General features: G+C 53.5%; 13 protein-coding genes and 1 riboswitch. All 13 genes read right to left on the minus strand.

Features of this window, described 5'->3' with window-relative positions:
• Positions 1-27: 27 nt before the first annotated feature.
• The 13 genes from ACAN55_RS12960 to ACAN55_RS13020 all read right to left on the minus strand — a co-directional run bounded on the left by ACAN55_RS12960 (position 28) and on the right by ACAN55_RS13020 (position 13,474).
• Complete coding sequence (locus tag ACAN55_RS12960; RefSeq protein WP_379133108.1) at positions 28-1,506, minus strand: cobyrinic acid a,c-diamide synthase CobB; 1,479 nt, start codon at positions 1,504-1,506, stop codon at positions 28-30.
• On the minus strand, positions 1,496-2,608 hold the full coding sequence (locus ACAN55_RS12965) for a cobalt-precorrin 5A hydrolase (RefSeq protein WP_379133111.1): 1,113 nt from the start codon (positions 2,606-2,608) through the stop codon (positions 1,496-1,498). The genes ACAN55_RS12960 and ACAN55_RS12965 overlap by 11 nt, the downstream gene beginning before the upstream one ends.
• A complete protein-coding gene (gene cobM / locus ACAN55_RS12970; RefSeq protein ID WP_379133114.1) occupies positions 2,601-3,449 on the minus strand; it encodes a precorrin-4 C(11)-methyltransferase in 849 nt (282 codons plus the stop codon). Before cobM ends, ACAN55_RS12965 begins: the two co-directional genes overlap by 8 nt.
• Positions 3,446-4,153 carry a precorrin-2 C(20)-methyltransferase gene (gene cobI, locus ACAN55_RS12975; protein WP_379133298.1) on the minus strand — a complete coding sequence of 236 codons (708 nt, stop codon included), beginning with the start codon at positions 4,151-4,153 and terminating at the stop codon, positions 3,446-3,448. The genes cobM and cobI overlap by 4 nt, the downstream gene beginning before the upstream one ends.
• A gap of 74 nt (positions 4,154-4,227) precedes the next feature.
• The gene (gene cbiE / locus ACAN55_RS12980) at positions 4,228-5,493 is read right to left on the minus strand and encodes a precorrin-6y C5,15-methyltransferase (decarboxylating) subunit CbiE (RefSeq protein WP_379133117.1); all 1,266 of its coding nucleotides are present in this window, start codon (positions 5,491-5,493) and stop codon (positions 4,228-4,230) included.
• A complete protein-coding gene (locus tag ACAN55_RS12985) occupies positions 5,486-6,577 on the minus strand; it encodes a cobalt-precorrin-5B (C(1))-methyltransferase (protein WP_379133301.1) in 1,092 nt (363 codons plus the stop codon). The genes cbiE and ACAN55_RS12985 overlap by 8 nt, the downstream gene beginning before the upstream one ends.
• Positions 6,578-6,670: 93 nt before the next feature.
• Entirely contained in the window at positions 6,671-7,318 is a 648-nt protein-coding gene (locus ACAN55_RS12990; RefSeq protein WP_379133120.1) for a precorrin-8X methylmutase, read from the minus strand.
• 24 nt (positions 7,319-7,342) lie between these two features.
• Complete coding sequence (gene cobK, locus ACAN55_RS12995; RefSeq protein WP_379133123.1) at positions 7,343-8,107, minus strand: precorrin-6A reductase; 765 nt, start codon at positions 8,105-8,107, stop codon at positions 7,343-7,345.
• On the minus strand, positions 8,104-10,707 hold the full coding sequence (gene cobJ / locus ACAN55_RS13000; protein WP_379133126.1) for a precorrin-3B C(17)-methyltransferase: 2,604 nt from the start codon (positions 10,705-10,707) through the stop codon (positions 8,104-8,106). The genes cobK and cobJ overlap by 4 nt, the downstream gene beginning before the upstream one ends.
• A 48-nt stretch (positions 10,708-10,755) precedes the next feature.
• Positions 10,756-11,622 (minus strand): energy-coupling factor ABC transporter ATP-binding protein, encoded by an 867-nt coding sequence (locus ACAN55_RS13005; RefSeq protein WP_379133130.1) that lies wholly within the window; start codon positions 11,620-11,622, stop codon positions 10,756-10,758.
• A 13-nt stretch (positions 11,623-11,635) separates the two neighbouring features.
• Entirely contained in the window at positions 11,636-12,448 is an 813-nt protein-coding gene (cbiQ, locus tag ACAN55_RS13010) for a cobalt ECF transporter T component CbiQ (protein WP_379133132.1), read from the minus strand.
• On the minus strand, positions 12,414-12,710 hold the full coding sequence (locus ACAN55_RS13015) for an energy-coupling factor ABC transporter substrate-binding protein (protein WP_379133134.1): 297 nt from the start codon (positions 12,708-12,710) through the stop codon (positions 12,414-12,416). The genes cbiQ and ACAN55_RS13015 overlap by 35 nt, the downstream gene beginning before the upstream one ends.
• Positions 12,707-13,474 carry an energy-coupling factor ABC transporter permease gene (locus ACAN55_RS13020; protein WP_379133304.1) on the minus strand — a complete coding sequence of 256 codons (768 nt, stop codon included), beginning with the start codon at positions 13,472-13,474 and terminating at the stop codon, positions 12,707-12,709. Before ACAN55_RS13020 ends, ACAN55_RS13015 begins: the two co-directional genes overlap by 4 nt.
• Positions 13,475-13,725: 251 nt before the next feature.
• A riboswitch (cobalamin riboswitch) is annotated at positions 13,726-13,915 on the minus strand.
• Positions 13,916-13,978 lie beyond the last annotated feature (63 nt).

Consider the following 13,978-nt stretch of genomic DNA (forward strand, 5'->3'; position numbering starts at 1 on the left):
TCTCCCGACACATGTATTTCTTCCGAATCAAATGGCTCTCCCGTTCCGGTAAAGCCGGCAGGCTTCTACAAAACGGTATGCAGATGGAGCATGGGAAGCCAGATGGGCATGAAAATAAGCACCCAGCAGCTGTCCCTGCATGTAGCCTTCAGGCTCCTTGCCGCTTCTGCCTTGGCTTATATAGGCGAAGCTACGGGGTAATTTTTCCTCATAATGCATAACGGAATAATGAAACTCATGGCCGCGAAGCCGTTCCCCTTTGCGGAGCAACAGGCAGTCCTCCATGGCTGTGACTTCACGGTATCCAAGCGCAGCCCGACGCTGCTGCATGACAGCATGCGCCGGAATCAGACCGGCCATGTTATATGTGAGTCCATTTCTGTCGGTAAGTGTGCGGGCAAGCACCATATAGCCCCCACACTCCGCATAGATCGGCATGCCTTTATCCGCTGCTGTCTGCAATCCCTGCATAAAAACTGTATTTTCCGAGAGGGTTGCAGCGAATTCTTCCGGGAACCCTCCGCCCAAGTATAGGCCGTCGGTTTCTTCAGGCACACCATCACCGTTGAGAGGACTAAACTCTATAATCCGCGCTCCCGCCCGAACCAGTTGCTCCAGATTATCTTCATAATAGAAATTAAAGGCGGCATCACGGGCTACGGCAATCACAGGCGCAGCGGCAATATCAGGGGCAAGAATCGCTGGAGCATTCAATGCGGGAGGGGAAAGGGGCAGTTGCTCACTAGGAACTTCCTTAGTTCCAGGCCCGAAGTCAACTCCCGCGTAAGGAGACTTCATCGCCGGAGCAGAGCGGGCTATCTCAAGCAAAAGCTCCAGATCCGTGCCTTCAGCAAGACGCTCTGCGGCAAGCTCAAATAACGGTTCTAGCTCTCCGCGCTCAACTGCCGGAAGAAGACCCAGATGGCGTTCAGGAATATTCAGTTCAGATTCACGGCGCAGCCAACCAATGACAGGAACACCACAGGCAGACTCGATAGCTTGCTTCACCGTCTTGTAATGACTGCTACTTCCGCAGCGGTTAACAAATACGGCAGCAATATGAACACCGGGTTCAAGCTGCTGAAAACCGAGGACAATGGCTGCGGCGCTGCGGCCCATGCTACGAACGTCAACGACGAGAAGTACAGGACTACCTGTCGCGATGGCAATTTCGGCGGTAGAACCGAGCAATCCTTCTGCCTCCTTGCCGTCATACAAACCCATGACCCCTTCAATGATGGATATATCGGCAGATTCCGAATGCCGCAAAAAGCTCATCTGCATGTACGGAATATCCGTCATCCAGGAATCCAAATTGTATGAGGTACGGCCTGTTGCAGCAGCATGGTAAGCCGGATCAATATAATCCGGGCCGCATTTAAAGCCTTGGACTTGCAGCCCCCTCTTCGCAAAAGCCCTCATCAGGCCGAGTGTTACTGTGGTTTTTCCTGATCCGCTGCCTGTTCCGGCTATAATCAGGCGGCTTCTTCGCTGCTCATTGTTCATCGTTCTTGCTCCATTCCTCAGATGGAATTCGCGCTATAGAAAGGGTTACATTTCCACTCTTTCTCTTAGGTAGCAGCCATTCTTTCGCTCCGGAGAACAGTAGCGCCGCCGGTTCACACACTCCATAGGCTCCAGTGACTCTGAACACGGTCTCTGAGGGCTGTGGAACAGGTATAGTATTCAGCTGTTCCGCAGTATACACTGTCAGTTCCCAGCCGTGATTGCGGCATAAGGCCAGCAACCCCTGCTCATCTGCCTTGAGGTTAATAGTGGCAACGCCGAGGACACTTTCCAGTGCGAGATTAAGCTCGCTAAAAGTGTCCTCAAGGACGGCTTCCAATTCCTCAAGTGTTGTCCCCCGGTTGCACCCTATTCCCAGCACCAGACTTTTGGGCCGGTAAAGAACACCGTTTGTTAATAATCTGTCGTACTCTTTCTCCTCTAAAATCCGGTCGGTTACAAGAATTACTGCATGCAGCGGAATGCCTGCCGTTTCTTCAGCATGATTGTACAGCTTCACGTGCTCCGGCAGAGCAGAACCAGAGGGCAGCCAGTTTCTCTCCCCGCACTCCTGGATAAAAGCGACTTCTTCCCCGTTCACTATTGCAGAGCTCACCAACTTCATATGTTTATAGCTTTCAGCCGTCCAACCGAACTCCTGTCCAAGCAAATCGGCGGCAATCGTCCCTTGCACATCGGATGCTGTGGTGATCACCGGACGGCTGTTCAAGATTTCCGCGACACGCAGGGTCAGTGTATTCGCTCCGCCTAAATGTCCGGACAACACACTGATGGCATGCTCCCCGCGCTCATCAACGGCCACAATAGCGGGATCTGTACGTTTATCCTGGAGCAGCGGAGCAATAAGCCGAACCACCGCACCGAGCGAAAAGAACAGAATCAGTCCTTCATAACGGCTGAACAAAGCAGGCAGAAGTTCTTTAACTGGGCCGGAGAAGAAATGCCTGCCCTCCTCCTCACACAAACCGTCAGTGTATTTTGATAATAAGTAGAGATCCGTATGTTCCAGATGCTCCCCCAGACGTAAAGCTTGTGTTATGCCATTTCTGGTAATCGCGACGGCGGCATACTTCTTAGTCACGGTGATCGGTCCCTTCCAGGCTGCGGCTACCGCTCCCCTCCTCAACATTCATATCGGTTCCTTCCCGGCAGCCATGCGTAAAAGCTTTATCATAGAGCTTCGAGCGGTGGCTATCACGGTCAACCAGTGACGGATCAAGCGCCCAGCCAGCCAGTATCATCGCATGCATGGTAATCCCCGCAGACTTCAGATCATCTTCCAGCTTCTGTACCGTAGTCCGTATAATCTGCTGATCCGGCCAGGTAGCCCGTTTCACAACTGCGACCGGCGTATCCGGGCTCCAGCCTGCCGCAAGAAACTCGTCCGTGACATGACCAGCCAGCGAAGCGCTGAGAAAAAGTGCCACCGTGCAATGATGGGACGCCAAGTGGCGCAGCTGCTCGCGCTCCGGGACGGGAGTGCGTCCTTCGGCGCGGGTCAGAATAACGGTCTGGGTCAAATCAGGTACGGTCAGTTCCGCGCCAAGCGCAGCCGCCGAGGCGAATACAGAGCTGACACCCGGCACGATTTCATAGCTGATACCCGAAAGCTTCAACAAAGCCATCTGCTCCAGAATAGCCCCGTACATCGCGGGATCACCTGTATGGACGCGGGCCACGCTTTGGCCGGACCGGACAGCTGTGGCCATAATTTCTACCTGGCTCTCCAGATCCATTCCTGAGCTTTGTAGTACCTCCGCTCCGGGCTTGGCACTACGGATCAATTCCTCATTAACGAGAGAATCGGCGTACAATACAACATCTGCTGAACGCAGAATACGGCTTCCTTTTACCGTGATTAATTCCGGGTCACCAGGGCCTGCACCGACGATATAGACTTTCGCTTCCAGCTGCGCCGTCATTTGCTCACCACCATCAGACTTAAATATTCCAGGTCGGTCCCGCGCAGGCTGCGGGCATCCCGCCATACTTTTTCAGAAGATGAGGTCACTTTGGTGACGATAGAGGCTTGCCCGCTGAACTCCAGCTCGTCCAGTACGTCCAGCACAATATCCAGTACCTTAGCCACTTTTAGAAAAACAACCGTATCATGATTAAGCACCGCCGCCTTTAAGACCTCGCGGTCATCCGTAGCCGGGATAATTCCCACATGCTGGTTGCCATCCGCCAGAGGTGTCTCCAGTGCAGCAGCTGCGCCAAGTACAGAAGAAATACCGGGAACGGATATAATCTCAATATCCGGGTTCATTTCACGCATGAGCCGGGCAAGATGAATAAAAGTGCTGTACAAATTGGGATCGCCTTCCGTTACGAATGCAACATCCCTGCCCTCGTTCAGGTGAATAGCGCACAGTTCCACAGTCGTTCTCCAGCCATTCTCCAGAAGCTGAGGGTCCCGGGTCATTGGAAATACCAGATCCAGAAGTATTTTCTCATCGGCTTTCACATACCGCTCTACAATTTCATGCGCGTAGGATTTCGCGCCTTTGCGGGCAGCCGGATAAGCAATAACAGGACATTCCTGAAGCAGGCGGCAGGCTTTTACCGTGATCAGCTCCGGGTCACCCGGCCCGACACCCACACCATACAAGGTGCCTGTCTTCATGTGTGGTTTTCCTTCAGCAGTTGCGTCTTGCCCCGCCTGCCTGTACCGATGATCCTCTAATTTCAGTTGCTGATTCATAGTTTAAGTTCCCCCTGCTGTCCATCAAACTCTATTGGATTGTCATCTGTTGATCTGCCTGTAACGATATATACGGGATTCATCCCTTCAAAGCGGGTCATTCCAAGAATCGGTCTGCCGCGTGATGCCTGAAGCATAGTTACATCAACGTCAAGCCCTGACTGGCGAAGCCCCTCCATTCCTCCATGCAGCGTCTCAATCGTAATGGCGCCGATCACGATGCGTCCTCCCGGACGCAGGCGGGCGGCGCATCGCTTCAGCAATACGGACAGCTCCCCGCCGCTGCCGCCGATAAACACCGCATCGGGATCGGGAAGCTGCTCAAGCCCTTCCGGTGCCTTGGCATGCAGAATCTTGTAATCGGCGCGGAATTTGCGGCGGTTCGCTTCCATGTTACTCAGGTTCTCTTCGCTTTTCTCAATGGCATAGACCCTTCCACACCGGGCCAAGCGAGCACATTCCGCCGCCACCGCACCTGAGCCGGAGCCAATATCCCACACCACGGAATCCTCTGCCAGATTTAATTCCGACAGGACAAAAGCGCGTACCTCGCGTTTGGTGATCAGCCCCTTATCCGGCCGCCGCTGCATAAATTCTTCATCAGGGTAGGCGAACCCGCGGCGCTTCCCTCTTTCAGGCTTAAGTCGCATGATGATGACATTAAGCAGCGCAAACTCTCCGTGCTCCATGTCCGCAAGCTCCCAGAAGCGGCAGACCTCCTCCGGGCCACCCAGCCGTTCGCAAACAAAAATCTCATATTCCGTAATGCCGAAGTCCTGGAGATAGGCTGCGATGGCCTGCGGCGTATTCTTGTCGTCCGTTAAAAGTGCAACCTTACTCCTGCCGTCGATCCGCTGTGCCAGTCCGGCCAGCGGACGGCCGTGCAGGCTTACCAGCTCCGCATCATGCCAGCTGTCACCCAGACGTGCAAAAGCCAGCTGCACGCTGCTGTAATGAGGAATAACCTCAACCCGCCCCGCTCCAAACCGCTTGACCAGGTATCCGGCAATGCCGAAGAATAGCGGATCGCCCGAAGCCAATACGACGGCTCTGCGATGAGTCGCTACATCCGCCAGCTTGTCGGCAAAAGCTGCTAAGCCACCTTTCATGACAATCTTATCCCCTGTATATCCGCTGAAGAAGGCCAACTGCCGTTCTCCGCCTAGCAAGACATCGCTGTGCCCGATTCTTCGCAGACTTTCCGGCGACAGTCCTCCGGCTCCGTCCTCTCCGATCCCGATAATTACAATTGGATTATCCACTCACTTCCGCCCTTCCCAGCACTCTGCCTTTCATTGTGGTCAATATCATTTCTACCGTCATGCCTCCTCCCACATGATCCACGCAGTGGCGGCAGGCATACAGGCAGAGCAGCTCAAAAAACTCATCACAGCCTGCCTCTGTCATAAGATCCACCACCTGCGAAGCCGTGTTCGCGGCGCCCACAGCTTCAGCCAGTTCCTCGCCAGCACCCGCTTCCCGGGACAGTCTGGATAGAAACTGAAAGTCCACCGGCGCATTTTTGGAATGAATGAGCATGGCACCCTGGGCCACCTTCGAATATTTCCCAGCCATTCCAACCAGCGTAACCTTATGTATACCGAACGCCTTGGCATGCTCCAGAGAGAACCCGACATATTCACCCATCTGGACAAAAGCCTCCTCTGGAAGCTCCCTGAGCATAGCCATCGCGTATTTCTCGCTGCTGCCGCCTGTTGTGAACACAAGTTGTGTATTGCCGGAAGCAGCAGCAACGGAAATTGCCTGGCGCACGCTGGCTTTGTAGGCCTCCGTTGAGAACGGAGTCACTACACCGCGTGTTCCAAGTATAGAAATTCCCCCGATAATGCCGAGACGAGGGTTAAGCGTCTTCAGTGCAATGGTCTCACCCTCCGGCACGCTGATCACAACCTTGACTCCGCGTGCTGCACCATGCTCCGTCAGCACCTCTAATACGGCCTCCTGAATCATTGTTCGCGGAACAGGGTTAATGGCTGCCGCACCTACCGACATGGGTAGACCGGGTTTGGTTACCCGCCCTACACCGATGCCACCGTCAATTTCTACTCCCCCGCTACGGCTCCAACAGACTGTCGCTTCGATCCGCGCCTTGTGTGTGGCATCCGGGTCATCTCCGGCATCCTTAATCGTTGCACAGGTAGCTGATTCCGCGCCTTCCAGCCACCCTCCGGCCAGCTCAAAGGTGTGGGAGAATCCGGCGGGAAGCTGCAAGGTTACATGCTTGTGAAGCTCACCCGTCAGGAGCAGCAGCACTGCCCCTTTTGCCGCCGCAGCAGCACAGGCACCTGTCGTGTAACCCCGGCGTAAAGGAGCTTCGGTCTCCAATGCCGAATTTTCAAGGTCTGCACTGCCATTCCCGTCCTGTTCCGTTGTATCTGCCGACATACGCAGCCTCCTTATCCGGATAATTATTCGCCGCTATTTGCGGACAGCAAGCAGACTTAAGGCATTCACGGCAGCAACCACTACCGTACTTCCGCCTTTGCGCCCGATATTTGTGATATAAGGGATATCCAGCTTGCGCAGCTCATCCTTGGACTCTGCGGCGGATACGAAACCCACCGGCATACCAATAACGAGTCCAGGCGCTGCCGCACCTTCCTTGACCAGCCGGATGAGCTCCAGCAGCGCAGTTGGGGCATTGCCGATAACGTAGATGCCGCCCGGTGCTTCCGCGCAGGCTTTACGCATGGCAATAATAGCCCGCGTTGTTTCCAGCTTCTTCGCTTCCTCCACGACTTCTGGATCAGAGATATGTACCCGCACCTCTCCGCCAAAACGCTGAATCCGCTCTTTGGCGATCCCTGCCTCGACCATCCGTACATCGGCAATGATCGGTCGTCCTTGCAGAATAGCTGCTATACCTGACTCGATTGCACGGGGATGAAAAATAAGACTCCGTCCCAGCTCAAAATCGGCAGAAGCATGAATGATCCGCTGCACAATAGGGTACTGCTCTTCGCTGAAAGAATGACTGCCGAGTTCTTCCGTAATCATTGAGAAGCTGAGTCCTTCGATTTCCTGCGGCTGCACGGTCAGCGGCTTAAATTCGGTTCCGAAATCCATGTGTCGCCCTCTTTTCCAGATATATTAAAGTACGGTCTTCAATGCGGTTATTATCTCTCCGGCAGAGTGGTATACGTGGGTGCCCTCTACTTCCGGACGGGTGATCAGAATAACCTGAATCCCCATATCCAGCGCCGGGAGGAGCTTCTCATCCACTGAGCCTTCCGCTCCGCTCTCCTTGGTGATCATAACGGTAGTGCCGTACTGCCGGTATAAAGCTTCATTAAGCTCCCTCGAAAAAGGTCCCTGCATGGCGATAATATCGCGCTGCTCCATGCCCAGGGACAGGCATTTCTCCAGATTCTCCAGACAAGGCAGCAAGCGGACGGACATTCTGATCTCCGGGACTCCCAAAAGCTGCTCTGCAAAAATCTCCAGCGTCTTGCCACCGGTGGTCAGCATGATGGAACCCTTCAGTTCTTTAGCCCTCCGGGCTGCCTCTTCATAGGAATGAACAATCGTCAACAGTGGATGGTTCTCATAGGCAATGCTCGCCCGCTCGTAACGGATATACGGTAGGCCGAGAGCCCCGGCAGTTGCTATGGCAGTGGCATGAGCTTCCTCTGCAAAAGGATGGCTCGCATCAACAACCGCTCGGTAGTTTCCATCCCGCAGCACTTCCGTCATGCCTGCCAGATCCAGCCTGCCGACACGCGTTGCTACACCGGACTCTCTCAGGCGCTGTGCCGCACTTTCAGTAACGACGGATGCAAGCAGCGTCACATCCTGCTGCTGCAATTCAAGCGCCAAGCCCCTTGCATCGCTTGTACCACATAACATCAATATCATGGGAGCTGATGCTCTGAGGAACTGGCAGCCAAAGCGTTCCCCCCAGGGGGTTGCTTCTGCCTCGGCTCCGTCTGTGAACCGTCCATGTGTTCAGCTTCTATCTGATCACGCTGATGATGCCCATGATTATGATTATCGTGCTCGTGATGGTGATGCCCATGATTATGATTATCGTGCTCGTGATGGTGATGCACATGACTATGACTGTCATGATCATGCCCGTGATCATCATCCCCGTGATGGTGGTGATGATGGTGTCCGGCTGCATCTTGGCGATACTTGCAGCTGTCACAGTTAGCAAAAGATTGACCTGCCAGCGTCTCTTCGATCCGCTCGATCATCATATCTCCCAGCAGCGGGTGGAAGCCCAGATGACTGCCAATTGCCACCTCCACCTCCCGGTGGGCTGCTGCGAACTGGGATACCATTTCAGCGAACTGCTTGATTAGCACACCCGTAAACAGAAGATAGGGCAATACTATAATTTTGCGTGCCCCTAAAGAGAGACACCGCTCCAGTCCTTCTGTCAAAGATGGCTTAGCGATAGCGATGAAGCAGCTCTCCACGCTTTTATAAGGCGTTCTCTCCCAGAGAAGCCGGGTCATTTTGCAGAAATCGCTGTTCGCTGATGGATCACTGCCTCCGCGCCCCATAACAAGCACAATCGTATCTTTATCATCAATTCGGGATTGTCTGGCTTTAGCATCCGGGAGGTCAGGCTGGGTCAGCGGCACTGCCTCCGCAATGCGGTCGATCAGAATATCCACTGCTTTCTCATGAACTCCGATTGGGTTTCCGTAGATAAATTCAACCCACGGATACTTTTGTTTGGCACGGTCGATGGCACTTGGGATATCCAGCTTGGAGTGACCCGCGGCAAACAGGATAATCGGCACCACATACACCTTAGTCGCTCCTCCGTTAACGCAATTCGCAATGCCTTCTGCCATGGATGGCTGCGCCAGCTCGATAAAGCAGGTTTCAAACTTAATCTCAGGTTTGCGTGCTGCAAGCCTGTTCGCGAATTCCCTGAGCTGATCATTACCTTCCTGTACTCTGCTGCCATGTCCCACAAGCAATACGGTTTTCATTGTCTTTCCTCCTGCTGCCTGGTCATTGCTGTTTCTATGCCATATACCGCTATTCGCACCGCCGATCCGTTCAAAAAAGGCGTGAAACCGCTCATTAGCATATCCCTGTTCACGGTAATTCTCTACGATATTCAATACGGCTGTAAGTACCTCATGTTCATTCAGTCCTTGGTGGACAAGAATACCGGGATACGCAAGCTTACCTGTTCGTTTACCGCCTATATAAATCTCAAAACGTCCCTTTGAGAGGATTACACCGATATCCGCCAGCACAGCTCCACCGCAGGCCATTCCGCAGCCATTCACTTGAATGGAGAGCTCCCGCGGTACAGGCAGTCCTTCAAATTTCAATAGGAGACGCTCTGCTGCTCTGAGGCCTTCCTCTTTCTTCAGCTCGCAAAAATCACAGGTACTTACCCGCACAACCTTACCCGGGCGGCAGATACGGACTCCTGAGGCTTCCAGCCTCTCCAGCATTCCTTCGACTCTCGACGCCGTACTCCGAAGCAAATAATGTCCGTTACGCAGGCTTTGGAGCTGTCCGTTTGTACCTGCCCATTCTGCAATCAGCATCAGTTGTTCCCCGCTAAAAGAATGACTCCCCAGCGCAGGCGAAATTTCCACTTCAGCAGGTTCTTCATTTCCCTTAGCCGATCCTGTACTGATAATGGCAGAGGCGGCTAATGACCAAGGCTCCGACGATGTCCGCAGCCGTTCATGCGGCTTTAGAGCTTGGGTCTCTGCGGTTAGATTGTATTTGCGGTCATACCCGCGTGGGGTGACCATAATGCCTTCATATACTGCCGTTGCGGAATTACCTACGACTACAGTGGATAACATTCCGATCTCATGCTCCAGCATATCCTGAAGCGTGGTTACCACCGTATGCTGCCGGTCTCTGTAGGCGCTTTTGACGATACCAACGGGTGTAGAAGGATCACGGTAACGGAGCAATATCCGCCGTGCTTCTTCGATCTGCTGCGTGCGCTTTCCGCTGCGCGGATTATAAAAAGCAACCACGAAATCGGCGGAACCCGCCGCATCAATGCGTGCTGCAATGCTCTCCCACGGTGTCAGATGATCACTTAGACTAATTGTGCAGGCATCATGCATAATAGGTGCACCCAACAGCGAGGAGCAGGACTGGATCGCCGAAATGCCGGGAATCACCTCAACTTCCACACCTTCGTCACGCTTCCATCCGCGTTCAATCAGCACTTCATAGACCAGCCCTGCCATACCGTAGACTCCCGCGTCACCACTGGAGATTACGGCAACAATCTGCCCTGCTTCTGCTCTGCGTACGGCCTCCTGTGCCCGGCTAACCTCTTCAGTCATTCCTGTACCGACAATCTCCTGATGCCGCAAAAGCGGTTGAATCAGCTCAACATACGTGTTGTAGCCGATGACAGCTTCACTCTCGTCCAGCGCCGCCAGCGCCCGGCCGGTAATATGCTCCAGTGCACCAGGGCCAAAACCGATAATCAGCAGTTTTCCTCGTGTGTTCATATTTGTTCCCCTATCGTTTGTTTGCCGTTTCAGGCTATATTTGTCTGTTTATTCACAATGTCTCACTGCATCTCCGCCCAGTAGCACGTTCAACCGCACTTTGAACTCTCCGTTACTGCGTGGTGCAGGGATACCGGCTGTGAGCTGCTGCGGCAGACTTTGCCACAGATCAGCAAGCATCGGCAGCTCAAGCCCTAATGCTCTCAATTCTTCCGGTGAAGCAAAAATATCCTCCGGTGTTCCTGACGCCCGGCAGCTCCCCCGGTCCATTACAATGATCCAATCCGCCCATCGGTAGGCAAGATCCATATCATGGGTAGCCATCACGAGCGTAGTACCCTTCTGGTGTACGGCCTCCAGCCCTTTAAGCAGCAGCGCTTCCGATAAAGGATCCAAATACGAGGTCGGCTCATCGAGCAGGATCATTTCCGGCTCCATCGCCAGAATACCTGCAAGTGCGGTACGCTTCTTTTGCCCCAGGCTAAGCTGATGGATCGGCTGATCTCCGAATTCACTCATGTTAAGCATTTCAAGTGCCGCCGCACATTTCTCGCTAATGCTTGATTCATTCATTCCGGTGCCGCTCAGGCCAAAGGATACATCCTCCAGCGGCGTATTCAGAATGAGCTGCTGCTCCGGGTCCTGAAAGGCGAGACCGATTCTGCTGCGCAGCACAGCCAGCTCTTTTCGGGCATAGGACAGCTCTCTTCCATCCTTGATTACCACACCGTTCTGCGGCCGCAGAATTCCCACCATATGCAGGAACAATGTTGATTTGCCCGATCCGTTATGACCCAATACCGCCGTTTTGCAGCCTTTAGGAATCGATAAGGATAACCGGTCCAACGCAGGGTTCTTGGCATCGGGATATCGAAAAATCACATCTTTTAACTCCAGAATACTGTCCTTAATCATCTTGATCTCCTTGTCACAATCTGTGGCGCCAGATAAATAACTGTACCAACAGAAGCAGTAAAATTCCGCTGTAAGCCTCAATCCTATACCTGCGAGGAACCAGTCGGGCTTTATAAGGAGGCAGGATAATCTCACCCGTAAAACCCCTGGTTTCAAGTCCCTGTGAAAGCCCGTGATACCGGTGCATGGTCTTGGCGAACAAGCCGCCTGCCATTCCCGCCGTTTCCTTTAGCTTCATGGCAAATCCCCGCCTTCCCCCGCGCAGCTTCCGGGCAAGCAGCATTCCATGTGCCGTATCGCTAAGCAGGAACAAAAAACGGTACATGATTAGCATCAGCTCCAATACGATTTGGGGCACACGAAGCCTCCGGAGAACCTGCAAGAGTTCAGCGAAAGGAGTTGTGAAGATAATAAAGAACATACAGGTTAGGCATGCCGCCATCCGCGACAACAGCAGTCCCGCCGTGAACAATCCATCAAAGGATATATAAGCCGCCTGTGCTGTACCCGGAAGGGCAATGGAAATAACAGCTTCACCGGAGGAAGGACTCCCTACTTCAATGAGCAGCGCCGGAAGACTCATACCGTAGAACAATAGTGCTGCCCCGAGCAGCATGCCATAGGCACGTACCGGAATCCTGGCATAACCGACACTCCATACAATCATCCATAAGGCAATGACAAGCTGAAGGGCAGGATGAAGGATGTAGGAGAGCAGGAACATGGATGCTGCGAACATGCTTTTCCACATCGGTGATACCTGCCGGAACCGATTGCTATAGGCTAAAGCGTCAATCCTTCTGATCATGAGATTTCTTTCCGCCATGTCTTCCTCTGAGGAACCCGAGTGTATAGCCGATTACTCCAGCGCCGATGGCCGCCTGCAAAGCGAACAGCATGCTTTCTGTTTCCCCTGGCAGTTCAGCCAAAGGCTTAAACCAGGGTGAATACGAAGGATTAATGTCACTAATTGCACTTTCAGCCGCATCGTCGGCTCCGCCGAATTCACCCTTCACGAAGAGCAGCGGCAATACTACGAGCAGGATCACAGCGAGCAGCATCCATCCGTTTTTCCATTTGGTGCTCATTCCGGTCCCGCCCCTTTCATATTCCGTTTAAGCAGCGACAGCTCACCCGGGCTATAAGCCTTTAACCAGTTCCACAGCAGCACCGTCAGCAGTCCCTCACTGATCGCCAGCGGAATTTGTGTGATGGCAAAAATACCTCCGAACTTCAGAAAAGAAGCCAAGATCCCGCCATTCGCTGCCGGAAAAGCAACTGCGAGCTGGAGTGAAGTAACGACATAGGTCATCATGTCAGCGACGAACGCTGCACTGAATACCGCCCAGCTCTCGCGGCCCGTGAATTTCAATACCAGCTTATATGCTGCATATCCGGCAAAAGGACCTGCCACCGCCATCGAGAACGCGTTCGCTCCAAGTGTCGTAATCCCGCCGTGTGCTAACAGCAGCGCTTGAAACAGAAGCACGATGGAGCCGATAACGCTCATGGGCAGCGGCCCCAGCATCACTGCGCCAAGCCCCGTACCCGTAGGATGGGAGCTGCTGCCGGTGACCGACGGCATTTTCAGCGCTGACAGCACAAAGGTGAACGCGCCCGACAGGCCAAGCAGCAGCTTCAACTCCGGGTTCTCCTGGGTCATTCTTTTCAAGCGAACCATGCCAAGAAAGAACAACGGCAGAAATACCGCCCACCAGAAAGCAGCCCAGCCTACCGGCAGAAAACCTTCCATAATGTGCATGGCTTCAGCGGTTCCCGGCTCATTGAGCGAGAAATATACAGTAAATCCGCCAACCAAGGCAGTAAGCTTCAATATCCTTCGCCTGTTCATTACATCTCCTCCAGCTTTATCATTCGACATCCCGGAAACTGCAAAAAACCCACCCTGTATGGGTGGGAGGTATATGTACTCTTCATCCGCAAAAAAATCCCGGCGTTAAATCTGCCCGCAGGCACCGCCCAAGGAGCTGTAACATCCGAATTCCGCCTGGCTTCCGAATGGTTGCTGCACCTCTTCGCGGAAAGGACAGACTTTCCGCTTCTTTTGCTATGTTCGTACACCACTCCTATCCGCGTAGAGTCCTGGTGTGCGCCAACAAGGTAGGTCTCCTGGCTTGGGATGCTAACGCCCGTTCTTCGTCTTCCCCGGCAAATGCCAAGTGACATGTTGAAGACAAGCTCTCCATTACAGTGGCGGGACCGCTCGGGACTTTCACCCGATTCCCTGTTATCCCTTGGCTCATGCAAGGGCACCTTGTTGTTCGCTATTTTATCCTGTACATCATAGCGGACTTGGCATGGGGTGTCTGTGATAAAAGTGGGAACTGGACCTGTC

The sequence above is a fragment of the Paenibacillus oryziterrae genome (assembly GCF_042610485.1).
GTDB lineage: Bacteria > Bacillota > Bacilli > Paenibacillales > Paenibacillaceae > Paenibacillus_AQ.

Bases quoted from the DNA above. Each gene is read 5' to 3' on its own strand.
- ACAN55_RS12960 (WP_379133108.1), bottom strand. From the start codon at position 1,506: ATGAACAATGAGCAGCGAAGAAGCCGCCTGATTATAGCCGGAACAGGC.
- cobM (WP_379133114.1), bottom strand. From the start codon at position 3,449: ATGACGGCGCAGCTGGAAGCGAAAGTCTATATCGTCGGTGCAGGCCCT.
- cobI (WP_379133298.1), bottom strand. From the start codon at position 4,153: ATGAAGACAGGCACCTTGTATGGTGTGGGTGTCGGGCCGGGTGACCCG.
- ACAN55_RS12990 (WP_379133120.1), bottom strand. From the start codon at position 7,318: ATGGATTTCGGAACCGAATTTAAGCCGCTGACCGTGCAGCCGCAGGAA.
- cobK (WP_379133123.1), bottom strand. From the start codon at position 8,107: ATGATATTGATGTTATGTGGTACAAGCGATGCAAGGGGCTTGGCGCTT.
- cobJ (WP_379133126.1), bottom strand. From the start codon at position 10,707: ATGAACACACGAGGAAAACTGCTGATTATCGGTTTTGGCCCTGGTGCA.
- ACAN55_RS13005 (WP_379133130.1), bottom strand. From the start codon at position 11,622: ATGATTAAGGACAGTATTCTGGAGTTAAAAGATGTGATTTTTCGATAT.
- cbiQ (WP_379133132.1), bottom strand. From the start codon at position 12,448: ATGGCGGAAAGAAATCTCATGATCAGAAGGATTGACGCTTTAGCCTAT.
- ACAN55_RS13015 (WP_379133134.1), bottom strand. From the start codon at position 12,710: ATGAGCACCAAATGGAAAAACGGATGGATGCTGCTCGCTGTGATCCTG.
- ACAN55_RS13020 (WP_379133304.1), bottom strand. From the start codon at position 13,474: ATGAACAGGCGAAGGATATTGAAGCTTACTGCCTTGGTTGGCGGATTT.